The organism is Pseudomonas sp. GCEP-101 (genome assembly GCF_025133575.1).
GTDB classification, from domain to species: domain Bacteria; phylum Pseudomonadota; class Gammaproteobacteria; order Pseudomonadales; family Pseudomonadaceae; genus Pseudomonas; species Pseudomonas nitroreducens_B.
On record NZ_CP104011.1, the window covers coordinates 4,894,681 to 4,917,637 of the forward strand.

16 protein-coding genes are annotated in these 22,957 nt (G+C 69.4%); 8 read left to right on the forward strand and 8 right to left on the reverse strand.

What is annotated here, in order from left to right; genetic code table 11:
- Nucleotides 1-39: 39 nt before the first annotated feature.
- From tssH to tssA, 8 genes are all read right to left on the reverse strand, one after another.
- Nucleotides 40-2,721, reverse strand: coding sequence for a type VI secretion system ATPase TssH (gene tssH, locus N0B71_RS22300; protein ID WP_259754972.1), 2,682 nt, complete (start codon nucleotides 2,719-2,721; stop codon nucleotides 40-42).
- Between the two features lie 15 nt (nucleotides 2,722-2,736).
- Nucleotides 2,737-3,765: a type VI secretion system baseplate subunit TssG gene (gene tssG / locus N0B71_RS22305; protein WP_259754973.1), complete on the reverse strand. Its 1,029-nt coding sequence runs from the start codon at nucleotides 3,763-3,765 to the stop codon at nucleotides 2,737-2,739.
- The gene (tssF, locus tag N0B71_RS22310) at nucleotides 3,729-5,588 is read right to left on the reverse strand and encodes a type VI secretion system baseplate subunit TssF (protein WP_259754974.1); all 1,860 of its coding nucleotides are present in this window, start codon (nucleotides 5,586-5,588) and stop codon (nucleotides 3,729-3,731) included. The genes tssG and tssF overlap by 37 nt, the downstream gene beginning before the upstream one ends.
- On the reverse strand, nucleotides 5,585-6,100 hold the full coding sequence (gene tssE, locus N0B71_RS22315; protein ID WP_259754975.1) for a type VI secretion system baseplate subunit TssE: 516 nt from the start codon (nucleotides 6,098-6,100) through the stop codon (nucleotides 5,585-5,587). Before tssE ends, tssF begins: the two co-directional genes overlap by 4 nt.
- 96 nt (nucleotides 6,101-6,196) lie before the next feature.
- Nucleotides 6,197-6,685, reverse strand: coding sequence for an Hcp family type VI secretion system effector (locus N0B71_RS22320; protein ID WP_017518698.1), 489 nt, complete (start codon nucleotides 6,683-6,685; stop codon nucleotides 6,197-6,199).
- Nucleotides 6,686-6,776: 91 nt separating this feature from the next.
- On the reverse strand, nucleotides 6,777-8,270 hold the full coding sequence (tssC, locus tag N0B71_RS22325; RefSeq protein ID WP_259754976.1) for a type VI secretion system contractile sheath large subunit: 1,494 nt from the start codon (nucleotides 8,268-8,270) through the stop codon (nucleotides 6,777-6,779).
- 16 nt (nucleotides 8,271-8,286) lie between these two features.
- The gene (tssB, locus tag N0B71_RS22330; protein ID WP_017518696.1) at nucleotides 8,287-8,805 is read right to left on the reverse strand and encodes a type VI secretion system contractile sheath small subunit; all 519 of its coding nucleotides are present in this window, start codon (nucleotides 8,803-8,805) and stop codon (nucleotides 8,287-8,289) included.
- Nucleotides 8,806-8,890: 85 nt separating this feature from the next.
- Nucleotides 8,891-9,916, reverse strand: coding sequence for a type VI secretion system protein TssA (tssA, locus tag N0B71_RS22335; protein ID WP_259754978.1), 1,026 nt, complete (start codon nucleotides 9,914-9,916; stop codon nucleotides 8,891-8,893).
- A gap of 384 nt (nucleotides 9,917-10,300) precedes the next feature.
- Between tssA and tagH the strand changes: the two genes are divergently transcribed.
- From tagH to N0B71_RS22375, 8 genes are read left to right on the forward strand one after another with little or no spacing between them, the layout of a single operon-like run.
- Nucleotides 10,301-11,749 (forward strand): type VI secretion system-associated FHA domain protein TagH, encoded by a 1,449-nt coding sequence (gene tagH, locus N0B71_RS22340; protein ID WP_259754979.1) that lies wholly within the window; start codon nucleotides 10,301-10,303, stop codon nucleotides 11,747-11,749.
- Nucleotides 11,750-11,792: 43 nt separating this feature from the next.
- Nucleotides 11,793-12,296 carry a type VI secretion system lipoprotein TssJ gene (tssJ, locus tag N0B71_RS22345; RefSeq protein WP_259754980.1) on the forward strand — a complete coding sequence of 168 codons (504 nt, stop codon included), beginning with the start codon at nucleotides 11,793-11,795 and terminating at the stop codon, nucleotides 12,294-12,296.
- Nucleotides 12,297-12,307: 11 nt separating this feature from the next.
- Nucleotides 12,308-13,642, forward strand: coding sequence for a type VI secretion system baseplate subunit TssK (tssK, locus tag N0B71_RS22350; RefSeq protein WP_259754982.1), 1,335 nt, complete (start codon nucleotides 12,308-12,310; stop codon nucleotides 13,640-13,642).
- A 3-nt stretch (nucleotides 13,643-13,645) separates the two neighbouring features.
- Nucleotides 13,646-14,980, forward strand: coding sequence for a DotU family type VI secretion system protein (locus N0B71_RS22355; RefSeq protein ID WP_259754983.1), 1,335 nt, complete (start codon nucleotides 13,646-13,648; stop codon nucleotides 14,978-14,980).
- Nucleotides 14,977-18,483: a type VI secretion system membrane subunit TssM gene (gene tssM / locus N0B71_RS22360; protein WP_259754984.1), complete on the forward strand. Its 3,507-nt coding sequence runs from the start codon at nucleotides 14,977-14,979 to the stop codon at nucleotides 18,481-18,483. Before N0B71_RS22355 ends, tssM begins: the two co-directional genes overlap by 4 nt.
- Complete coding sequence (gene tagF / locus N0B71_RS22365) at nucleotides 18,480-19,130, forward strand: type VI secretion system-associated protein TagF (RefSeq protein ID WP_259754985.1); 651 nt, start codon at nucleotides 18,480-18,482, stop codon at nucleotides 19,128-19,130. Before tssM ends, tagF begins: the two co-directional genes overlap by 4 nt.
- Nucleotides 19,130-19,861, forward strand: coding sequence for a PP2C family protein-serine/threonine phosphatase (locus N0B71_RS22370; protein ID WP_259754986.1), 732 nt, complete (start codon nucleotides 19,130-19,132; stop codon nucleotides 19,859-19,861). The genes tagF and N0B71_RS22370 overlap by 1 nt, the downstream gene beginning before the upstream one ends.
- Nucleotides 19,858-22,956 carry a serine/threonine-protein kinase gene (locus N0B71_RS22375; RefSeq protein WP_259754987.1) on the forward strand — a complete coding sequence of 1,033 codons (3,099 nt, stop codon included), beginning with the start codon at nucleotides 19,858-19,860 and terminating at the stop codon, nucleotides 22,954-22,956. The genes N0B71_RS22370 and N0B71_RS22375 overlap by 4 nt, the downstream gene beginning before the upstream one ends.
- The last annotated feature ends 1 nt before the right edge of the window (nucleotide 22,957 follow it).

Genomic DNA, 22,957 nt, shown 5'->3' on the forward strand with positions numbered 1-22,957 from the left:
GGAAATCGCCGGGGCGCGGGCCCCGGCTTCAACGCGGGCTCAGGCCGCGGCGTCGGCGAAGTGGTAGGCCAGCTCGCTGTTCTCCACGCCGATGCGCACCGAGGCCAGCGCCTTGCCTTCGAGCAGGCGGGTGAGGAATTCGCGGCTCATGTCCGGCAGCAGGCTGTTGGTGAGGATGGCGTCGATCATGCGGCCGCCGCTCTCGGTCTGGTTGCAGCGCGAGACCACCAGGTCGATGACCGCGTCGTCGTAGTCGAAGGCGACCTTGTGCGTGCCCTCCACGCGCTTCTTGATGCGCTCCAGCTGCAGGCGGGTGATGGCCTTGAGCATGGCGTCGCTCAGCGGGTAGTAGGGGATGGTCACCAGGCGGCCGAGCAGCGCCGGCGGGAAGATTTCCAGCAGCGGTTGGCGCAGGTCCTGGGCGATGTCGTCCGGCGCGGGCAGGGCGGCCGGGTTGGCGCACTGGCGCGCGATCAGCTCGGTGCCGGCGTTGGTGGTCAGCAGGATGAGGGTGTTCTTGAAATCGATCAGACGGCCCTCGCCATCCTCCATCACGCCCTTGTCGAAGACCTGGAAGAAGATCTCGTGCACGTCCGGGTGGGCTTTTTCCACCTCGTCGAGCAGCACCACGCTGTACGGCCGACGGCGCACCGCCTCGGTCAGCACGCCGCCCTCGCCGTAGCCGACGTAGCCGGGCGGGGCGCCCTTGAGGGTGGAAACGGTGTGCGCTTCCTGGAATTCGCTCATGTTGATGGTGATGAGGTTCTGCTCGCCGCCGTACAGCGCCTCGGCCAGGGCGAGGGCGGTTTCGGTCTTGCCGACGCCGGAGGTGCCGGCGAGCATGAACACGCCGATCGGCTTGCTGGGGTTGTCCAGCCCGGCGCGGGAGGTCTGGATGCGCTTGGCGATCATCCGCAGGGCATGGTCCTGGCCGATGATCCGCTTGGCCAGGTGCTCGTCCAGGCGCAGGACGGTTTCCAGTTCGTTGCGCGCCATGCGCCCGACCGGGATGCCGGTCCAGTCGGCGACCACCGAGGCCACGGCCTGGTAGTCCACGGTCGGCAGGATCAGCGGCGCCTCGCCTTGCAGCGCAGCCAGGCGCTGCTGCAGATCGAGCAGCTGCGCACGCAGGGCGTGGTGGTCGTCGCCGGCGTTGTCGCTGTCCACCGTGCCGGCCTGTTCGCGCAGCCGGGCGCGGGTGGCGAGCAGCTCGTCGACCAGTGCCTTCTCTTCGCTCCAGCGCGCCTCCAGGGTGACCAGGCGCTCGCGCTCGGCGGCCAGCAGGGCCTCGCTGTTGGCGCGGCGGGCGCCCACCTCGATGCCGATGGCGTGCTCGCGGGCGATGATCGCCAGCTCGGTTTCCAGCGCCTGGATGCGCCGGCGGCTGTCGTCCACTTCCGCCGGCACCGCGTGCAGGCTGATGGCGACGCGGGCGCAGGCGGTGTCCAGCAGGCTCACGGACTTGTCCGGCAGTTGCCGCGCCGGAATGTAGCGGTGCGACAACTTCACCGCGGCCTCCAGCGCCTCGTCGAGGATCTGCACCTGGTGGTGGCGCTCCATGGTCGAGGCGACGCCGCGCATCATCAGCAGCGCCTTGTCCTCCGACGGCTCGGGCACCTGCACCACCTGGAAGCGCCGGGTCAGTGCCGGGTCCTTCTCGATGTGCTTCTTGTACTCGGCCCAGGTGGTCGCCGCCACGGTGCGCAGCGCACCGCGGGCCAGGGCCGGCTTGAGCAGGTTGGCCGCGTCGCCGGTGCCCGCCGCGCCGCCGGCGCCGACCAGGGTGTGGGCTTCGTCGATGAACAGGATGATGGGCTTGGGCGAGGCCTGGACATCCTCGATGACCTGGCGCAGGCGCTGTTCGAATTCGCCGTTCATGCTCGCGCCGGCCTGCAGCAGGCCGACGTCCAGCGCGCGCAGCTCGACGTCCTTGAGCGCCGGCGGCACGTCGCCGGCGACGATGCGCAGGGCGAAGCCTTCGACCACCGCGGTCTTGCCCACCCCGGCCTCGCCGGTGAGGATCGGGTTGTTCTGCCGGCGGCGCATGAGGATGTCCACCAGTTGGCGGATCTCTTCGTCGCGGCCGACGATGGGGTCGATCTCGCCGTTGCGCGCCTGCTCGGTGAGGTCGACGGTGAAGCGCTTGAGCGCCTCCAGCTTGCCCAGCGCGCTGGGCGCCAGGGCACCGCTGGATTCGCCCGGCGCGACGCCGGCCTCGAAGCCGTCGCTGGCGCCCTGGCCGTTCTCCGGCGAGTCGCCCATGTACTCGTCGAAGCGCTCGGCGAGGGTGTCCACCTTGACCTTCTCGAACTCGCGCGACACCGCCAGCAGCGCGTGCCGCAGGCTCGGGGTCTTGAGCAGGCCGATGACCAGGAAGCCGCTGCGCACCTGGCTCTGGCCGAACATCAGGCTGCCATAGACCCAGCCACGCTCCACGGCTTCCTCGACATGGGCGGACAGGTCGGTGATGGAGGTCGAGCCGCGCGGCAGGCGGTCCAGCGCCTCGGTGACGTCCCGCGCCAGACGCGCCGGCTCCAGGCTGAACTGGCGCACCACGCGGTGCAGGTCCGAGTCGGGCAGCTGCAGCAGCTGATGCACCCAGTGCACCAGCTCCACGTAGGGATTGCCGCGCAGCTTGCAGAACACGGTGGCGGCTTCGATGGCCTTGTAGGCGGTGGGATTGAGCTTGCCGAACAGCGCGGCGCGACTGATTTCACCCATGGTGTTGCTCCTTGTCTAGTGTGCCGGCGCGCTCGGCGCGGCGTGGTGCCGGGACAGCACCAGGTCCTTCGGGTCGTGGGCGGGGCGGCCCAGCCAGGTCGTGTAGCCCAGGCGCAGCCCCTGGTTCAGGCGCAGCGCGGGGACTTCCTCGCGGCGCAGTTGCAGCGTCAATTGCCAGTCCAGCTCTTCGCCCAGGTATTCGCCGACCCAGGCCACCAGCTCGGCGAAGGCGCGGCCGTCGGGCAGCAGCGCCTGGTACTGCGCCAGGCTCAGCGGGCCCAGGCAGATGCCGAAGCAGTGCTGGCGGTCCCAGGCCTGGCCGCCCAGGCAGAAGTCCTCGCCCAGGCGGGTGCAGGCCACGCCCAGGCGCGTGCGTTCGGGCAGCTGCAGCCATTGCCCGGCGTACTCCTCGATGCACACCGGCACACCGAAGTAGTCCTGCAGGATGGCCTTGAGGCCATCCGGGTAGCGTGTCTGCGCGGACAGATGGCCGGTGAAGTGCAGCACCGCGTCGCCGTCGATCAGTCCCTTGCCGCGCAGGCTGGGCTGGCCGCGGCCACTGAAGGCGGCCAGGCGCTCGGACCAGTAGTCGTCGTCCGGGCGGTCATGGCTCACGGTCGGCCGGGCCTCGGCCCAGGCGCGGTAGAACAGACTCAGCAGGCGATGGTGGAAGACGTCGAAGAACTGCTTGCTGGTGCTGTCGCCATGGTTGCGCTGGCGGTCGCGCACGTATTCGGTGATGTGCAGCGGCAGCGGCCCGTTGGGCCCGCCCAGGCCGAAGAAGAACTGCTCCAGGCGCCCCGGCGTGTTGCCTTCGGGCGGGCGCACGGCGGCCAGGGTCGAGGGGGCGAAACTGCCTTCGGGCTGCTGACCCAGGCGCAGCGGGTCGTCCGCCAGGCGCCGCGAATGGCCCAGGCGGGGCAGGTCGGGGTGCTCGCACTGGATGCGCCGCAGCGCCTGGAAGAAGTCGAATTCCCAGGGCTCGGCCTGCATCGCCTGCAGGGCGCTCAGAGGTTCGGTCGACGTCCGGGTCGGGCTTTCCATCGCATGATCTCGCCACGTTCGGTGCTGCGAAGCACGGTTTCGGTGAAGCTGTTCAGGGACACGTAGCGCGCCAGGAAGCGCTCGAACACCGCCCCCAGGAGAAACACGCCGGTGCCGCGGAAGGCGTTTTCGTCGAACGCCAGGGTGATCTCCAGGCCGCGGCCGAAAACGATCGGGCCTGGCATCGGCAGACGCCGGGTGATGGGCCGGCTGCTGACCTCGCGCAGGCCTTCGATCTGCAACGGCAGCGCCGGGTCCTGGCTGTCGGCATACAGGCGCAGCAGCTCGCGCAGGGCGGCGGCGCCCTGGCCGTTCTCCGCCAGCGACAGGTAGTTCAGCGACAGCTGGCTGATCAGCCGCCAGGCCTCGCGGTCATGGGCACGGCTGGGGCGTGGCCGGCTGGGGCCGGTGAGGCAGCGCACCGCCTGCACCGGGGCGCTGTCGGCCAGGGTGAAGTCGCTGCTGCCGCTGCCGGGGTTCATGAACAGCGGCAGGTCGCGGTTGGTGCACAGCGCGCCCAGGCCCAGTTGGCGCAGGTCGTGGCGATAGGGCGCCTGGTGGCTGTCCACCAGGCTGATGAAGGTTTCGCTGCCCACGTAGCTGGAGCGGGCGCCGCTGCGTCGCTGCTCGCTGGAGAGCACGCGCTGCTCGCGGCGCAGGATGTAATAGGCCTTCTCCTGGCCATAGCGCGACGGATCGCGCACGGCGTAGAAGGGCAGGAAGGTCTGGTCCGCGCCGGTGCCGTGGCCGCTGACCGAGGTCAACGAGTGGATCTCGAAATCCATCGGCCGGGTGCGGTCGGCGATGGCGTGGTGCTCGTGGACCCGCTCGCTCAGGTGGATGCGGTCCAGGCGCCGGGGGAACAGGTTGATCGCCGGCGTGCAGAAGGGCACGAACTGCTGCGCGCCAACCTGGCCCTGCAACTGTTTGTCGAGGCGGTCGAAGAGCACGATCAGCTGCAGCTCCTCACCATCGCAGCGGCGCACCGCACGCTGCAGCCCCGTGACGTCGACGAAGAGATAGCGCTGCGGCAGGGCGAAATATTCCTGCAACAGCCGGTAGCCCTGGAAGGCCTGGGGCACCACCGGCAGGGCCGCGTCTTCGTCGTCGAAACCGCACGGGCGCAGGGCGTCGGCGGGCAGCCGCTCCACCCAGTCGCGGCCGCTCTGGCAGGCGTAGACCGCGCAGGCGTTGCCGAGCAGTTGCTCGTACAGGCGCACCGGCACTTCGTCGACGCCGTTGAGGTAGAGCGGCAGGTTCTCCAGCGCCAGGCTGTTGAACGGGACCTCCGCGCCGCTGCGCAGGGTCAGGCGCAGGGCGGCCTTGGCGCGCGGTTCGGCAGCGGCCAGGCGGCCGAGTTCGGCGGCGGGGTTGGCGATGTATTCGGCCTGGGCCACGCGCAGCGGCCACAGGGTCACCTCATGGGCGGTGCGGAATTCGCACGGCGTCTGGCCTTCCTTGCCCAGCGGCGCGCGCAGCACGCTCTGTCGGGGCAGGCGGAAACCGTCGTTGAGGGAGCCGTCATCGGGGTTGGTCTGCATCTGCACCACGCACATCGACGGGGTCGGGGCGAGGTAGTGCGGGTAGGCGACTTCCAGCAGGTTGTGGGTGAAGGTCGGGTATTCGGCGTCGAGCTTGAGCTGTACCCGCGCGGTGAGCCAGGCGAAGCCTTCGAGCAGGCGTTCGACATAGGGATCGGCGCACTCCATGCCGGCCAGGTTGAGGCGGCTGGCGATCTTCGGGTAGTCGCGGGCGAATTCCGCCGCGCTCTCGCGGATGTGCTGCAACTCCTGGTTGTACAGCTCCAGCAGGCGCGGATTCATGGGCGCCTCCGCTGTTGCGCGGGCACCACGGAGACATGGCCCGATTCCAGGTCCAGTTCGGTGCGCAGCAGCAGGGGCAGGGGCACCGGTTGCGCCCACAGGTCGCCCTCGATTTCGAAGCTCAGGGCGTTGTGGTTCATCTCGCCGGTGGCGCTGTGCGCGCGCACGCGCAGGGTATGGCGCAGGATGCGCGGCTCGAAGGTGGCGATGGCCTGGTGGATGAGGCCTTCCAGGGCCAGCACGTCGATGCTCGAGGCACTGTTGCCGGCCAGCGGCGGCAGGCCGTAGTTCAGGACCGAGGTGCCGGCGGGCGTCTGGCGGCTGCGCTCGGGGTCGAGCAGCGCCGTGGAGTTGAGCAGCCAGGCAAGGTCGCGCAGCACCGCCGCGCGTAGCTCGTTGTGCGAGAACGCGCGCCGGCCCGGCGCGTCGAGCAGGGTGCCGGGGGCGTCATCGGTGAGGCGGTCGAGCAGCGATGGCTGCAGGCGCTCGCGGGAAGTCAGGTCGGCTACCAACGGAGGAATCCTGTACGCAGTGGCGGGGAAGGGGCGCTGGCGCGCCCGGTGCCCGCAGGCAAGCCCCCGGCGCTCAGGCGACGGGGGCATGCAGGCTTACTTCTTGACGTTCTGGCGGATGTTCCAGCCGTACTTGATCGGGCCGCCGTCCTTGCCGCCGTCGGCTTTCTGCGGCTGGTAGTCGACCGAGACCTGGCCGAAGTTCAGCGAGACGGTCTCGGTGATGCGGTCGTCGCCGCCCGAGCCGCCGGTGTGCAGCGAGGTGACCAGCACTTCCTGCAGGGTGATGATCAGGTACTCGACCTGATTCTCGCCGCCCGCCTTGCGCACGGTCAGCACGGCCTTGTCGATGTGCTTGCCGCTGGAGCAGTGCATCATCAGGTTCGGGGTCGCCTTGTCGACGTACTTGGTCAGGGTCAGGTCCTGGATGGAAACCTTGCCCGCGCCACCGCCACCGCCGACGTGCATGTTGCCGGACTGGGTCATGCCCCAGCTCCAGTTCAGTACGTCGATTTCGTCCTTGTGAGTCTTGTCCATCGACTCGCCTTTGATGTCGCCGATCTTGATGAAAATATCGACAGCCATGTTTTCTCCTGTGGTGCAGTGACCGAATGGAAGGTGTCAGGGACGGCGCCGGTCCGACGGCGCCGCTTTGCAGAACCCGCGTCGCGCCCGATCAGGCGCCCTTGGCCGACGGCAGTTTGGAAACCAGCCGCAGCGACACTGTCAGCCCTTCGAGCTGATAGTGCGGACGCAGGAAGAACTTGGAGTTGTAGTAGCCGGGGTTGCCCTCGACTTCCTCGACCACCACTTCGGCGGCGGCCAGCGGGTGCTGGGCCTTGGTGGTCTCGGTGGAGTGCGCCGGGTCGCCATCGACGTAGTTGAGGATCCAGTCCTGCAACCAGCGCTGCATCTCGTCCTTCTCCTTGAAGGAGCCGATCTTGTCGCGAACGATGCACTTCAAGTAATGCGCGAAGCGGCAGGTGGCGAACAGGTACGGCAGGCGCGCGGCCAGGTTGGCGTTGGCGGTGGCGTCCGGGTCGTCGTACTCGGCCGGCTTCTGCAGGGACTGCGCGCCGATGAAGGCGGCGAAGTCGGTGTTCTTCTTGTGCAGCAGCGGCATGAAGCCGTTCTTCGCCAGCTCCGCCTCGCGGCGGTCGGAAATGGCGATTTCGGTCGGGCACTTCATGTCCACGCCGCCGTCGTCGGTGGGGAAGGTGTGCGCCGGCAGGTTCGGCACTTCGCCGCCCGACTCCACGCCGCGGATGCGCGAGCACCAGCCGTAGTGCTTGAACGAGCGGTTGATGTTCACCGCCATGGCATAGGCGGCGTTGGCCCAGGTGTACTTGCTGCTGTCGGCGCCGTCGGTGTTTTCCTCGAAGGCGAAGGCTTCCACCGGGTCGGTCTTCGCGCCGTAGGGCAGGCGTGCCAGGAAGCGCGGCATGGTCAGGCCGATGTAGCGCGAATCCTCGGACTCACGCAGCGAGCGCCAACCGGCGTACTCGGGGGTGGTGAAGATCTTGGTCAGGTCGCGAGGGTTCGACAGCTCCTGCCAGGAGCCCATGCCCAGCACGGTGGGCGAGGCGGCAGAGATGAACGGCGCGTGCATCGCCGCGCACACCTTGGACAGCTCGCCGAGCAGCTCGACGTCCGGCGGCGACTGGTCGAAGTAGTAGTCGCCCACCAGGCAGCCGTAGGGCTCGCCGCCGAACTGGCCGTACTCTTCCTCGTAGAGCTTCTTGAACACCGGGCTCTGGTCCCACGCGGTGCCCTTGAACTTCTTCAGGGTCTTGTGCAGCTCGGGCTTGGCGATGTTGAGCACGCGGATCTTCAGCTGCTCGTCGCTCTCGGTGTTGTTCACCAGGTAATGCAGGCCGCGCCAGGCGCTTTCCACCTGCTGGAAGTCGGCGTGGTGGATGATCTGGTTGACCTGGGCGGTGAGCTTGGCATCGATGGCGGCGATGATCGACTCGATGGACTTGATCGCATCGTTGGAGATCAGGTCGGTCTGCGCCAGGGCCTGTTCGGCCAGGGTGCGCACGGCGGTTTCCACCGCTTCGCGGGCACGCTCGGTCTTGGGTTTGAATTCCTGCATCAGCAGGCTGGCGAATTCGCTGGTCTGCTCGCCGGCCGCCTGGATGGCCTGCTCTTCACGCAACATCTCGCTCATGGTGATCCTCCTCTGATCAGGCCTGGGGCTCGTTGTCCTGCGGTTTCGGCGCGCTGGCCAGGGCCTGCAGCAGGGCAGGGTCCTGGATCGCCTTCATGATGATTTCCTCGGCGCCGGTCTTGCCGTCCATGTAGGTCAGCAGGTTGGCCAGCTGGGTGCGGGCCTCGAGCAGCTGCTTGAGCGAATCGACCTGGCGCGCCACGGCCGCCGGGCTGAAGTCGTCCATGCTCTGGAAGGTGATGTCGACGCTGAGGTTGCCTTCACCGGTCAGCTCGTTGGGCACGTTGAACGCCACGCGCGGCTTCATGGCCTTGAGACGCGAGTCGAAGTTGTCGACGTCGATCTCCAGGAACTTGCGCTCGGCCACCGGCGCCAGGGGCTCGGCGGGCTTGCCGGTGAGGTCGGCCATCACGCCCATGACGAAGGGCAACTGGACCTTCTTCTCGGCGCCGTAGAGCTCGACGTCGTACTCGATCTGCACCCGCGGGGCGCGATTGCGTGCGATGAACTTCTGGGAACTGCTGTTGCTGGACATGGCTTCTCTCCTGGTCGCCTGACGCGACGCTGCGTGTCGGCCCGCGGGCCGTCATCGATTACGCGTGATCCCGTTTCCCGGCCGGTCAGGCCTGGTCCGCGTCGGGGCCGCGCAGGTTTTCGAACTGACTGATGCCGTCGGGAATCAGGTTGCGCACGATGCTGGCGAAATCCGCATCGACCAGCGTCCGCGCCCGATTGAGCAGCACGGGCAGGGGGCTGGAAGGCTCGTGACGGGCGTAGTACTCCAGCAGCCGGTCGAGGCTGCGGCGCACATCGTCGCGGTTGCGGATTTCGCCGCTGGCGGGGGCCGCGCTGGGGCTCGCAGCGGCGCCCGCGGCATCGGTACGGGGTGGCTCCTGCGCCGTGGCGTCGGTGCCGTCAGTCGTGGCCTGCGCGGATTCGCCGAGCACCTGCAGGGCGAGTTTGAGCGGCTGGCGCAAGGGCTGCAGGTCGACGCCGCGGTCGGAGCCGACCTGCTCGGCGACCTGGCGCTCGATGGCCTGGGCGGCCTCCAGCGCGGTCAGGATCGCCGTGCGGGTGGCGTCGAGTCGTTCAGGATCGCTGTCGCGCAGGGCGCCGGTGAGTTCGTCGGCGCCGAGGGTTTCGTCGCTCGCCGGCAGCAGGCCGGCGGCATTGAGGGCGGCGCGCACGGTGACCGTGCCGAACACACGCGAGCGCAGCAGCACGGCGTTGCGCAGCAGGGCGAGGTTGGTGTCGCAGGTCAGGCCGGCGAGGGTGTTGACCCGCACGGTGGGGTCGTTGTCGTCGTCGGCGTCCAGGCGCGGGTAGAGTTCGGCCCAGTAGCGCGAGAGCAGTTCGCTGATCAGCGTCAGGCCGCTGGCGAGGCCGTCGAGACCTTCCAGCGCGAGGCTGCTCTGCACGAGGAAATGGGTGATGCGCAGGTCCTTGCTGCGTTGCAGCAGGCTGCTGCTGGCCTGCTCGACGGCGCGCCAATCCGGCGGCTCGGCGGCCTGGACCACGTCGCCCATGCTGCGCTCGGGGCGCCCCTGGGCATCGCGTTCGAGTTGCAGGAATTCGCTGTCGTATTCCAGGTCAACGCCACAGGGCGCGCTCTCTGAAATCGAGGCGAGCAAAAGCGATCCATCCACAGTAATCGATCTCCCTATCGGTGTGGATTTGGCTGACAAAGTCCCCAGAAGTTTCCATGTTATTTCTGTGGGAAGTTGCCCTCAGTTAATATCACTGAGCCATCACATATTTGCGATGAAGTCGCCATTTTTGGTTTAGTAGTTGCTGTTGTCAAGGTAAGCTATTTACGTGTTACTGCAGTTGTGACCCGCACCAAAGAGTCGAGAAGTTCTTCGGCGATTCGTGTTTGCCGGTCGCGGAAAGCAAGGATAAGATCGCGCGGTTTCCGCCGTCAGCCCTTCAGAATCAAGGGTTCACGCTTGTAGGAAAAAGTGTGGAACCCGCATGAGGGTTGGGTTGTCCCTGGATGGGACGACGGGAAGCGGAGCAGGCAGGGAGGCTACATGGCGCTGCGTTTGACCATCACCAGTTATCACAAGATCACCCCCGGTCAATGTCCTGAAATGACGTTGGATACCGGTGTGATGGCAATTGGCCGTAATCCCGACAATGACTGGGTATTACCGGACCCTGCGCGCCTGGTTTCTTCGCGACATTGCCTCATTCAATATAAAGATGGCCGCTACTTCCTCACCGATAACAGCACGAACGGTGTCGAACTGCTCAATGCCGGAGTTCGCATGCGCCGTGGCAGCAGTGAACTTCTGGAAGATGGCGAAGTTATCCGTATCGGTGACTACGAGATCCAGGCGCGCATCGAAACCGGCCTGATGTCCGGCGCTTCGCCCTTCGCCGCGGCGGATTCGGCGAACAGCTTCGAAGCCCTGATGGCCGCCCATCAATCGGCCCCCGCGCCGATCCCCGATACCCCCTTCAGCCCCTCGGCTTCGGCGCATCTGCAGGGCGTTTCCCCGCAGGAAACCCTGCCCGACCTGTTCGATTTTCTGGCGCCGTCAACGCCGGCTCCGGCGCCGATTGCCGACCACGTGCCGGCCGAGCGCCATGACTTCCGCCCGCCCGCCGCGACCCTGCCGCCGCCACCGGCCACCCCCGCGCCGGCACCCGTCGTGCCGTCGGCGCCGGCAGCGGGCGCCGGCCTGATTCCCGAGGACTGGGACCTGCTGGGCGACACGCCGGCGGCGGCCAATCCCTTTGCCACGATCGAGCCGGCATCGCCGCTGAGCCCCTCCACCCCCGAACCCTTGCCGCCGGTCGCTGCGCCGCCCGTGGAGCAACCGGTCGCGCCGGCCCGGGCCGCCGAGCACGAGCCCCGCGCCACGGCCGCCGCGCCGGTGGCAAACGACGACGAACTGCTGCAGGCCTTCCTGCGCGGCGCCGGTCTGGAGCGCCTGCGCCTGGACAACCGCCAGGCCGCCGCGCAGATGGAGGCCATCGGGCGCAGCTACCGGTTGATGGTGGAAGGGCTGATCGACGTCCTGCGCGCGCGCAGCAGCCTGAAGGGCGAGTTCCGCATGCAGCAGACTCTGGTGCGCCCGGTGGAGAACAATCCGCTGAAATTCGCCCCCAATGCCGACGAAGCGCTGCTCCTGCTGCTGCGCGGCGGCAGCCCGGCGTTCATGCCGGCCGACCAGGCGGTGCGCGATGGCTTCGACGACCTGCGCGCGCACCAGCTGGCGGTGATGGCCGGGGTCGAGGCAGCGATCAAGCACCTGCTGGCACGCTTCGAACCCCATGCGCTGGAGGCGCGCATGGGCAAGGGCGGCGGCCTCTCCAGCCTGTTGCCGGGCGCCCGCCAGGCGCAGAGCTGGCAGCAGTTCGTCGAGCTGTACGGCACGCTGTCGCGCGAAGCCGAAGACGATTTCCAGGATCTGTTCGGCCGCGAATTCGGCCGTGCCTACGAGCAACACATCGCCCGCCTGCGCCACCCCTAGGCCGGTCGATCAGGGAAGAAACAAGCGTTACCGAGGAACAAGGATGATTCGACAGATTTTACTGGCAGCGGGCTTGGCCCTGCTGTGCAGTGGCTGCTCCAGCGATACGCCCAGCGTGCCGCCGGCGCCGGAGGAGGGCACCCGCCTGACCCTGCTGGTGCAGGCCGACAGCCGCCTCAACCCCACGCCCGATGGCCACAGCGCCCCGGTGCGCGTGCGCCTGCTGGAACTGCGCAGCGCCGCGCTGTTCGAGCGCGCCGATTATTTCAGCCTCGCCGAACAGGCGGCCGGTGTCCTGGGCGCTGACCTCGTCGCCCAGGACGACTGGCTGCTGCAGCCGGGCGAGCAGCGCGAGCTGACCCGCCGCCTGGAACCCGCCACCCGCCAGGTGGCGCTGATGGTCGGCTACCGCGACCTCGACCGCGCGCAATGGCGCAGCGTGCTGCAGCCCGTGGCCGGGCAGGCGAGCCGCTACCGCATCGAACTGGGCGCCAACGCCGTGCGCGTGGTGGCCCTCGAACAACCCTCCCGTCCCGACTCTCGCTAAACGGAGCCCCTATGTCCTGGAACAACCGCGTGATCTGGTCGGAAGGCATGTTCATCGGCACCCAGCATTTCCAGCAGCACGACCGCTACCTGGAAAGCCTCATCGACGCCCGCAGCCGGCCGCTGTCCGCCGCCGGCTGGGGCTTTTCGGAGCTCCAGCTCGACGCCGGGCTGCTGGCCCAGGGCAAGCTGGCCATCGTCACGGCCCGCGGCCTGCTGCCCGACGGCACGCCGTTCAACATTCCCCAGGAGGATGTCGCTCCCGAACCGCTGGACATCGAGGACGGCCTGCGTGACGGGGTGATCTACCTCGCCCTGCCGCTGCGCCGCTCCGGTGTGCGCGACACGGTGGAGGCGGGCGAGCCCGCCGGCGGTGCGCGCTACCGCAGCCAGGTGCGCGAGGTACGGGACGACAACGCCGCCTTCGAGAGCCGCATTCCGGTCGCGGTGGGCGAGCGCGCACTGCGTCTGCTCACCGCCGCGGACGGCCTGCATGACTACGCCGCACTGGGCGTGGCGCGTGTGCGCGAGAAACGCGCCGACCGCGCGCTGCTGCTGGACGAGCAGTACATCCCGCCGCTGCTCGACGTCAGCGTCAGCAAGCCCCTGGCGGCGTTTCGCAGCGAACTGCTGGGCCTGCTGCACCAGCGCGGCGAAGCCCTGGCCGGCCGGGTAGTGGCGTCCAGCGCCGGCGGCGCCTCGGAAATCGCCGACTTCATGCTGCTGCAACTGGTCAACCGCGCCGAGCCGCTGGTGGCACACCTGGCGCGGATCACCCCGTTGCACCCGGAGCGCCTGTACAGCGAGCTGCTCGCCCTGGCCGGCGAGTTCGCCACCTTCTCCAGCGCCGAGCGGCGCCCGGCGGCGTTCCCGGTGTACCAGCACGATGACCTGGTGATGAGCTTCACCCCGGTGATGCAGGCGCTGCGCGAGGCGCTGTCGATGCTCATCGACAGCAAGGCGGTGCCGATCCCCATCGTCGAGAAGGCCTACGGCATCCACGTCGGCATGCTCGCCGACCGCAGCCTGCTGGACACCGCCAGCTTCGTCCTCGTGGTGCGCGCCGACATGCCCGCCGAAACCCTGCGCGGGCGCTTCGGCCAGCAGAGCAAGATCGGCTCGGTGGAGCACATTCGCGACCTGGTCAACCTGCAGCTGCCGGGCATCGGCCTGCTGCCGTTGCCGGTGGCGCCACGGCAGATTCCGTTCCACGCCGGCTCCACCTACTACGAGCTGGACCGTGGCAGCGAGCACTGGAAGCAACTGGCGCAGTCCGGTGGCTTCGCCTTCCACGTCGCCGGAGAGTTCCCCGGCCTGAACCTGGCCTTCTGGGCGATCCGGGGATAAGCGATGAGCGTCAACAACGACGAGTGGCCGAGCAGCAACGCCAGCCCCAATCCGCTGGGCAACGACCGCACCCAGTTCATGCCGCGCCCCGGTGGCCGCGCCCCACAAGCCGCCGCGCCGTCGCCTGCCGCACCGCTGCCGGTGGCCGCCGCGCCCTTGCCGGCCGGCCAGGCGCTGGGCATGAACCCGCTGGAACAGGCCGCCGGCTCGCTGCTCAGCCTGCTGACGCGCCTGCGCAGCACCCTGGCGCATCCGGCGCCGGCCAGCCTGCGCGCGCAGCTGCTGGGCTACCTGCGCCAGTTCGAGCAGCGCGCCGAGGCCGCCGGCGTCGCCCGCAACGACGTGCTGCTCGCGCGCTACGCGCTGTGCACCGCGCTGGACGAGGCGGTGCTCAGTACGCCGTGGGGTAGCGCGAGCGAGTGGGGCAAGCAGAGCCTGCTGATCACCGTGCACAACGAGGCCTGGGGCGGCGAAAAAGTGTTCCAGCTGCTGGAGCATTGCCTGCAGAGCCCGCGCGAGCGCATCGATCTGCTGGAGCTGTTGTACCTGTGCATGAGCCTGGGCTTCGAAGGCCGCTACCGGGTGATGCACGACGGCCGCAGCCAGCTCGAAGCGCTGCGCGAGCGCACCGCCGCGACCCTGCGCAGCGTGCGCGGCGAGCGGGAGCGCGAGTTGTCGCCGCACTGGCGGGGCGTGCAGGTCATGCCTGATCGCCTGTCGCGCCTGGTACCGCCGTGGGTGGGCCTGGCCGTGGCGCTGGCGTTGCTGTTGCTGCTGCTGTTCGGCCTGCGCCTGAAGCTGGCCGCCGACGCCGAGCCGGTGTTCCGGCAGATCCACGCGCTGGGCGAGGTGCCCGTGCAGAGCATCGAGCCGGCGGTGGTCAAGCCGCGCGTGGTGGAACGTCCGCGCCTGGCGACCTTCCTCGCCGAGGACATCCGCGCCAACCGCGTGGCGGTGCAGGACGGCGTCGATCGCTCGGTGGTGACCATCCGCGGCGACGAGCTGTTCGCCTCCGGCAGCGCCAGCATCAAGGACGATTTCCAACCGCTGATGGGGCGCATCGCCGACGCCATCGGCAAGATCAACGGCCAGGTGCGCATCACCGGCCACAGTGACAACCGTCCCATCGCCACCCTGCGCTTCCCGTCGAACTGGGCGCTGTCGCGGGCGCGCGCCGAAGAGGTGCTGCAGATCCTCGCGGCGCGCACCGGCCAGGCACAACGCTTCAGCGCCGAGGGCCTGAGCGATACCGAGCCGGTGGCCTCCAACGCCACCGCCGAGGGACGGGCGAAGAACCGTCGGGTTGAAGTCACGGTACTGGCGGAGGGTGTGGAGTGAAGTCGTTGTTCGGATTCGTCACCCGCTGGGTGATTCCCGTGCTCGGGCTGATTGCCCTGAGCCTGATCATCTGGTTCATCGGCCCGCTGCTGACGGCGCTGGTGCCGGCCTGGCGCCGCTGGGCGCTGATCGTCCTGCTGTTCGGCCTGTGGCTGGGCTGGCGTCTGTGGCGCCTGCTGCAGGCACGCCGGCAGGAGCGGCGCATGCTCGCCAGCCTGGCGGCCGAGACGGCACCGGATGCGGCCAGCGTGGCCACCGCCGAGGAGCTGGCGACCCTGCGCCAGCGCATGGACGAGGCCCTGGCGCTGCTGAAAAAGGCGCGCCTGGGCGGCGCGGAGCGGCGCAACCTGTACCAGTTGCCCTGGTACGTGATCATCGGCCCGCCGGGCTCGGGCAAGACCACCGCGCTGGTCAACTCCGGCCTGACCTTCCCCCTCGCGGCGCAACTGGGCGCCGGCGCCATCCGCGGCGTGGGCGGCACCCGCCAGTGCGACTGGTGGTTCACCGACGAGGCCGTGCTGCTCGACACCGCCGGCCGCTACACCACCCAGGACAGCCACGCCCAGGTCGACAAGGCGGCCTGGCTGGGCTTCCTCGACCTGCTCAAGACCGAGCGCGCACGCCGGCCCATCGATGGCGCGTTCATCGCCATCAGCCTGGCCGACCTGCTGCAGGCCAGCGAGCAGGAGCGGGCGGCGCACGTGGTGGCGATCCGCGCGCGGGTGCAGGAGCTGTACACCCAGCTGGGCGTGCGCTTCCCGGTCTACGTGATGCTGACCAAGTGCGACCTGGTGCCGGGTTTCATGGAGTTCTTCGACGACTTGGACCGCGAGGCGCGCGCCCAGGTGTGGGGCTTCACCTTCGCCCTGGACGACGGCCAGCAGGCCGGCGGGCCGTTGCAGGCCTTCGGCAGCGAGTTCGCCGCGCTGGAGCAGCGCCTCAACCAGCGGCTGGTCGAGCGCCTGCAGCACGAACGCGACCCCGCGCGGCGCGACCTGATCTACGGCTTCCCGCAGCAGTTCGCCGCGCTCAAGGCGATGCTCGAGGCATTCCTCGGCGGGGTATTCAAGCCCAACGCCTATGAGGAGCGCGCGCTGCTGCGCGGCGTCTACTTCACCAGTGGCACCCAGGAAGGCAGCCCCATCGACCGCCTGATCGGCGCCATGGCCCAGAGCATGAACCTGGACCGGCAACACCTGGCGCGGCAGAACGGCACGGGCCGCAGCTACTTCCTCCATCGCCTGTTCACCGATGTCGCCTTCGCCGAACGCGGCCTGGTCGGCGTCGACCCGAAGGTCGAGCGGCGGCGTAAGTGGGTGGCCATCGGGGCGTTGGCCGCCAGCGTGGCACTGGTGCTGGTGGTGGGCACGCTGTGGCTGCTGAGCTACCGCGCCAACCAGGCCTACATCGCCCAGGTCGGGACGAAGACCGCGCCGCTGGAACAGAGCGTGCGCAGCCTGAGCCCGGCCCAGCGCGACGTGCTGGCGGTGCTGCCGCTGCTCGACGCGGTGCGCCACCTGGCCGGCGACCCGCCGGGCATGGCCGAGGGCCTGGGCCTGTACCAGGGCGACATGCTCGACGAGGAAGCCAGCAACGTCTACCGCCGTCTGCTGGTGGCGACCTTCGCCCCACGCCTGGTCAGCCGCGTCGAGGAGCAGCTGCGCAGCGGCGGCGGCTCGGACTACCTCTACGAAGGGCTCAAGGCCTACCTGATGCTGGGCGATGGCGCACACTACGACCCGGACTTCCTCAAGGCCTGGATCAGCCTGGACTGGGACCAGAGCCTGCCGCGCGACCTGCCGGCGGCGCAGCGCCAGGCGCTCAACACGCACCTGCAGGCCCTGTTCGAGCGGCGCCCGCCGGATGCGCGCCTGGACCAGCGCCTGATCGACGAACTGCGCCAGCAACTGCAACGCCTGCCGGTGGCGCAGCGCGTGTACGACCGCGTCAAACGGCAGAAGCTGCCCGAAGGCGTTGAGGACTTCCGCCTCAGCGAGGCCGCCGGCCGTGACGCCGCCCTGGTGTTCGTGCGCAAGAGCGGCAAGCCGCTGGCCGATCCGCTGAGCGGCTTCTTCACCCTGCGCGGCTACCGCGAGGCCTTCCTCCTGGCCAGCGTCAACCAGGCCGGCGTGCTGGCCGAGGAACAGTGGGTGCTGGGCCATTCGCTGAACGACGCCGAGGATGCGCTGACCCTCGCCGCCGAGGTGCGCCAGCTGTATTTCCAGGACTACGTGCGGCAGTGGGATGCACTGCTGGCGGACATCGACTTCGTGCCCATCACCAGCGTGGCGCAGGCTGCCGACGTGCTGCGGGTGATCTCCGGGCCGACCTCGCCCTTGAAGAAGCTGCTGCTGGCGGTGGCCCATGAAACCGACCTGCAGCAGGCCGACCCGGCCGTCGCCGCGCAGGTGAAGAAGGCCGACGCCGGCGTCGACCAGCTCAAGCAGAAGCTCGGCTCGCTGCTCGGCCAGGCGCCGGAAGGCACCGGCCCGGCGGCGCAGCCCGCGGGGCAGGACCCGGTCAGCGCGCACTTCGCCGACCTCACGGCCCTGGTCAGCCAGGAGGGCGGCTCGTCCATGGCGATCGATGCGCTGCTGGCGGACATGAACGCGCTCTACGTGCAGGTCAGCGCGATGGTCGGCGCCAGTGGCGACGCGCTGCTGGGCGAGGCGAAGAACCAGGCCAGCGCCGCCGCCGCGCGTGTCAGCCTGGCCGCCGAGCGCCAGCCGCCGGTGGTGCAGGGGCTGGTGAAGTCCGTGGTCAGCTCCACGACCAACACCATGATGGGTGGCGTGCGCAACCAGCTGAACGCGGCCTGGACCAGCGAGGTGGTGAATGTCTGGCGACAGTCCCTGAGCGGGCGCTATCCGCTGGTGCCGGGCAGCTCCCGCGACGCCACCCTGGACGATTTCGGCCAGTTCTTCGGTGTCGGCGGGGTGATGGACAACTACTTCCGCCGCTACCTGCAACCCTACGTCGATACCTCCAGCCCCACCTGGCGCTGGCAGCCGGGCGCGGCGCAGAAGCTGGGCATCGCGCCGGGCGTGCTGCAGACGTTCCAGCGTGCGGCGCTGATCCGCGACGTGTATTTCCGTGGCGGCGGCCTGCAACCCAGCGTGCGCTTCGAACTCAAGCCGGTGACCATGGACGCCTCGGTCAGCCAGTTCCTGCTCGACCTGGACGGCCAGCAACTGAGCTACGACCACGGCCCCAGCCGCCCGGTGGCCATGCAGTGGCCCAACCCCAACAGCATCGGCGCGGTGCGCCTGTCGGTGTCGCCGCCAGCGACGGGCGGGCGTTCGGCACTGACCGTCGAAGGCCCGTGGGCCTGGTTCCGCCTGCTCGACCAGTCCGAGCTGGTGGGCGGCGGCTCACCGGATCGCTTCAACCTGCGCCTGCGCGTGGACAGCGCGAGCATCGCCTACGAGCTGCGCGCCAACAGCGCCTTCAACCCCTTCAAGAGCCGCGCGGTAGCCGGCTTCAGCCTGCCGGAGCGGCTATGACGGCAGTGGGTTTCTACGGCAAGATCGCCAGCCGCGGCGACTTCGTGGGGCGCGGTTTGCCCGCCAGCTTCCAGCAACCCTGGGACGCCTGGCTGGCTGCCGGCCTGCAGGCATGCCAGCGGCAACTGGGCGAGGCCTGGTTGCAGGCCTATCTCGTCAGCCCGCTGTGGCGCTTCGTCCTGGCGCCGGGCGTCTGCGGCGCCGCGCCGGTGGCGGGTGTGCTGATGCCGAGCATCGACCGCGTCGGCCGTTACTTCCCGCTGACGGTCGCCGTGGTGCTGCCGGAGGGGCAGTCGCCGGCGGCGCTCCAGGCAGCCGACGGCTGGTTCGATGCCGTCGAGGCGGCGTTGCTGGCGACGCTGGAGGAGGGCGCCCGTTTCGAGGACTTCGAAGCGTCGGTGCAGGCACTGCCGAACATCCCCCAACAGGGCGCCGCCGCGTGCGAGTCGCTGCTCGCCGCGCAGCGCCTGGCGGCGCTGGACGCTTCGGCTCGCCTGACGGCCCTCGCCGAGCGCGCCTGCGACGGCGCCAGCCTGTGGTGGGGCAACGGCTCCGAGCAGGTCGCCCCGGGCCTGCTGCGCTGCCACGGGCTGCCGGCCGCCGAACATTTCGCGGCCTGCCTGCTGGGCCGGGAGGCGTCGTGCTGATGGCAACGCTTGGCTACTGTTCGGCGGCGCACAGCCATGTCGGCCTGGTCCGCCAGATCAACGAGGACGCCTACCTGGATCGCCCCGAGGACGGGCTCTGGGTGGTCGCCGACGGCATGGGCGGCCACGCGGCCGGCGACTACGTCAGCAGCCTGATCGTCGATTCGCTGCGGCGCATCGTGCCGGCCGGCTCGCTGCAGGACTACGAGGCCGCGTTGCGCCAGGGCCTGGCCCAGGTGAACGACGCGGTGCGTGAAGAAACCCGCCAGCGCGGCGTGAGCATGATGGGCAGCACCGTGGTCCTGCTGGCCGTGCGCGCCGACCGGGGCCTGTGCTTGTGGGCCGGCGACAGCCGCCTGTACCGCCTGCGCGACGGCGAGCTGAGCCCGGTTTCCCGCGACCACAGCTACGTGCAGGAGCTGCAGGACAGCGGCCTGCTCAGCGAAGCCGAGGCGCGCGTGCACCCGCGGGCGAACATCGTCACCCGCGCCATCGGCGTGCAGGACCAGCTCGAACTGTCCGCGCAGCAGGTGCAGATCCTCCCCGGCGACACCTGGCTGCTGTGCAGCGACGGCCTCACCCGTACCGCCGAGGACCACGAGATCCGCGAGGTGCTTGGCCACGCCGACCCGTACCAGGTGGTGCGCAGCCTGGTGCACCTGGGCCTGACCCGCGGCGCCCCCGACAACATCACCGCCATCGTCATCAAGGCAAGCGAACCCCTGGCATGAACCTGCAAATCCCCGGATTCGACATCGACAGCGTGATCGGCGAAGGCGCCATGGCCACCGTCTACCTGGCCGTGCAGCGTTCGCTGGAGCGCAAGGTGGCGCTGAAGATCATGGCGCCCGCGCTGGCGGCCGACGCCTCCTTCTGCGAGCGCTTCCTGCGCGAAGGCAAGACCCTGGCGCGCCTGTCGCACCCGCACATCGTCACCGTGCACGACATCGGCAACGCCGGCGAGCAGTACTACATGGCCATGGAGTACCTGCCCAACGGCACCCTGCGCGAACGCATCGCCGCCGGGCTGAGCCCGGAGCAGGGCCTGGCCTATGTCCGGCAGATCGCCTCGGCGCTGGGCTACGCCCACGCCCAGGGCCTGATCCACCGCGACGTGAAGCCGGCGAACATCCTGTTCCGCGCGGACGGCACGGCCGTGCTCTCGGACTTCGGCATCGCCAAGTCGCTGGATGACCGCACCCAGTTCACCCAGGCCGGCTTCGCCGTCGGCACGCCCAACTACATGAGCCCCGAGCAGGCCCGCGGGATGGACATCAACGGACGCGCCGACCTGTATTCGCTGGGCGTGGTGCTCTACGAAATCCTCGTCGGCGAACTGCCGTACCTGGGCACCGATGCGCTGTCCACCGCACTGGCGCACCTGACCCAGCCGCTGCCGGAGCTGCCACTGCACCACGGCCGCTACCAGCACCTGTTGCAGCGCCTGTTGGCCAAGGAGCCGGGCGAACGTTTCGCCAATGCCGGCGAGCTGCTCGCCGCCCTCGATGCGCTGCCGGCGTCCGACCCGGACGCCACCGTCGTGCGCCCGCTGCCGGTGGCGCCACCGCCGGCCGCCGACCCGGCGCCGCTGGCCAAGCCGACGCCCACCGAACTGGGCGGCCTGCAGGCGGTGTCCATCGACATTCCCCAGGCGCCGCCGCCGGCACAAGCGCCGCTGCCCCCGGTCACGCCACCGCCCGCTGCCGGTGCGCGCGTGCCGCCATCGGCCGGGCACGCGCCATCGGGGCAACGAAAAGGCCCGGTACTGGCGCTGCTCGCCGTGGCCGTTGCGGCCGCACTGGGTGTCGGTGGCGCCGGCTACTGGTGGCTCGGCCGCACGGCCAAGGCGCCGGTGGCTGTCGACCAGCAGAACGCCAGGGACGAGGCGCCGGGCCAGACGTTCGCCAGTGCCACGCCGCAGACGTCCGGCCTGCCGAGCCAGGCCCGGGCGGCCGACGAGTCGCTGGCCGGCGAGCACCCGCTGCTGATCCCCGGCAAGAAGACGCTGTACCAGCGCGTGCTGGCCAAGCCCGGCGCGCAGCTGCACACCGAGCCGGGGCAGGGCGCCGGCCAGCCGTTGCCGGCGTTCTCCGTGCTGTACGTGTATGCCCGGCGCGACGTCGCCGGCCAGGACTGGCTGCAGGTCAGCGCCGCCAGCGATGGCCGCGCGCTGGGCTGGCTGCCGGCGAGCGAGGGCGCCGACTGGAAGCAGAGCCTGGTGCTCAAGTTCACCGAACGCTCCGGCCGCGCGCCGGTGATGTTCCTGCGCCAGGACAGCCTGCTGGAGCAACTGATCGCCGACCCCACCGCGGCCCGCAGCCTGCTGCGCAAGGCCCAGGCCGACGCCGGCGACAACAGCCAGGTACTGGCGCTGGAGCCGGCCACCCGCGCGGTGGCGCAGGATCGTTTCTACCTGCTGCCGATCTTCGAGTCGCGCGAGAGCATGGATGAGAACGGGCAGATCGTGCAGATGCTCAAGGTCGCCTCCATCGACCCCGGCAGCCAGGCGGCCAGCACACTGGAAGGCAAGCCGCTGAAGGCTGCCGCCGCCGACGCGTTCCGCACCGGCATCGTGCTGGTGGTGGATACCTCGGTATCGATGCAACCCTATATCGACCAGATCCGCGAGGTGGTGCGCAGCCTGCAGGGCAAGCTCGCCGAGCGCGGCGAACTCGATAGCGTGAGCTTCGGCCTGGTGGGTTTTCGCAACAACACCGACAAGACGCCGGGGCTGGAGTACCTGAGCAAGACCCTGATCCCGCTGGAGGAAGGTCGCGATCCCGCGCGCTTCCTGCAACTGGCCGGGCAGATCAAGGCCACCACGGTGTCCAGCCACTCGTTCAACGAAGACGCCTTCGCCGGCATCATGCAGGCGGTGGACGGCATGGACTGGAGCGGCTACGGCGGCCGCGTGGTGCTGGTGGTCAGCGACGCCGGTGCGCTGCGCAAGAGCGACCCCTACAGTTCGACGCGCATGAACGAGGCCGAGGTCCGCCAGGCCGCGCTGAACAAGCAGATCCACCTGTACGCCCTGCACCTGCTGACGCCGGCCGGGGCGAACAACCATGCAGCCGCCGAGCAGCAGTACCGCACGCTGACCGCCGACGCCAACCCGCGCATCGGCGACCTCTACGTGCCGGTGCCGGGCGGCGATGTGCAGCGCTTCGGCCAGCGCCTGGACGAAATCGGCAGCGTGTTCGCCGACCTCGTCCACCAGGTGCGCGGCAACGCCCCCGGCGCTGCGCCGCAACTGGACGGCGCGCCGAGCCTTGCGCAGAAGTCGGCGGCCATCGGCTACGCCATGCACATGGACTTCCTCGGCCGCAAGACCCAGGCACAGAGCCCGCAGCTGGTCAGCGCCTGGACCGCCGACCGCGACCTGAGCAACCCGGCGCTGCCGGCCTTCCAGGTGTGCGCGCTGCTGACCCGCCTGCAACTCAACGAGCTGCAGCAGTCGCTCAAGCTGATCGTCGATGCGGCGCGCAAGACCCAGACCTCGCCCAAGGATTTCTTCCAGGAGATCGCCAGCGCCAGTGCCTACATGAGCCGCGACCCGTCGGCGTTGCGCCAGGGCGGCAACCTGGCCAAGGGCGGCCTGCTGGGCGAATACCTCGACGGCCTGCCGTACCGCAGCAAGGTCCTGGGCATGACCCAGGACCTCTGGCTGTCGCTGTCGGTGGCCGAGCAGCAGGACTTCATCGACGAACTGGAGTCGAAGATCCGGCTCTACGAAACCTTCCACAACGACACGGCCAACTGGGTCCGCTTCGGCGCCGCCGAACCGGGCGACGCCTTGTACCGTGTGCCGCTGGCGACGCTGCCATGAG

Excerpts from the sequence above, each read along its gene's own strand:
- tssH (WP_259754972.1), bottom strand. The coding sequence starts at position 2,721 with ATGGGTGAAATCAGTCGCGCCGCGCTGTTCGGCAAGCTCAATCCCACC.
- tssG (WP_259754973.1), bottom strand. The coding sequence starts at position 3,765 with ATGGAAAGCCCGACCCGGACGTCGACCGAACCTCTGAGCGCCCTGCAG.
- tssF (WP_259754974.1), bottom strand. The coding sequence starts at position 5,588 with ATGAATCCGCGCCTGCTGGAGCTGTACAACCAGGAGTTGCAGCACATC.
- N0B71_RS22320 (WP_017518698.1), bottom strand. The coding sequence starts at position 6,685 with ATGGCTGTCGATATTTTCATCAAGATCGGCGACATCAAAGGCGAGTCG.
- tssC (WP_259754976.1), bottom strand. The coding sequence starts at position 8,270 with ATGAGCGAGATGTTGCGTGAAGAGCAGGCCATCCAGGCGGCCGGCGAG.
- tssB (WP_017518696.1), bottom strand. The coding sequence starts at position 8,805 with ATGTCCAGCAACAGCAGTTCCCAGAAGTTCATCGCACGCAATCGCGCC.
- tagH (WP_259754979.1), top strand. The coding sequence starts at position 10,301 with ATGGCGCTGCGTTTGACCATCACCAGTTATCACAAGATCACCCCCGGT.
- tssJ (WP_259754980.1), top strand. The coding sequence starts at position 11,793 with ATGATTCGACAGATTTTACTGGCAGCGGGCTTGGCCCTGCTGTGCAGT.
- tssK (WP_259754982.1), top strand. The coding sequence starts at position 12,308 with ATGTCCTGGAACAACCGCGTGATCTGGTCGGAAGGCATGTTCATCGGC.
- N0B71_RS22355 (WP_259754983.1), top strand. The coding sequence starts at position 13,646 with ATGAGCGTCAACAACGACGAGTGGCCGAGCAGCAACGCCAGCCCCAAT.
- tagF (WP_259754985.1), top strand. The coding sequence starts at position 18,480 with ATGACGGCAGTGGGTTTCTACGGCAAGATCGCCAGCCGCGGCGACTTC.
- N0B71_RS22370 (WP_259754986.1), top strand. The coding sequence starts at position 19,130 with ATGGCAACGCTTGGCTACTGTTCGGCGGCGCACAGCCATGTCGGCCTG.
- N0B71_RS22375 (WP_259754987.1), top strand. The coding sequence starts at position 19,858 with ATGAACCTGCAAATCCCCGGATTCGACATCGACAGCGTGATCGGCGAA.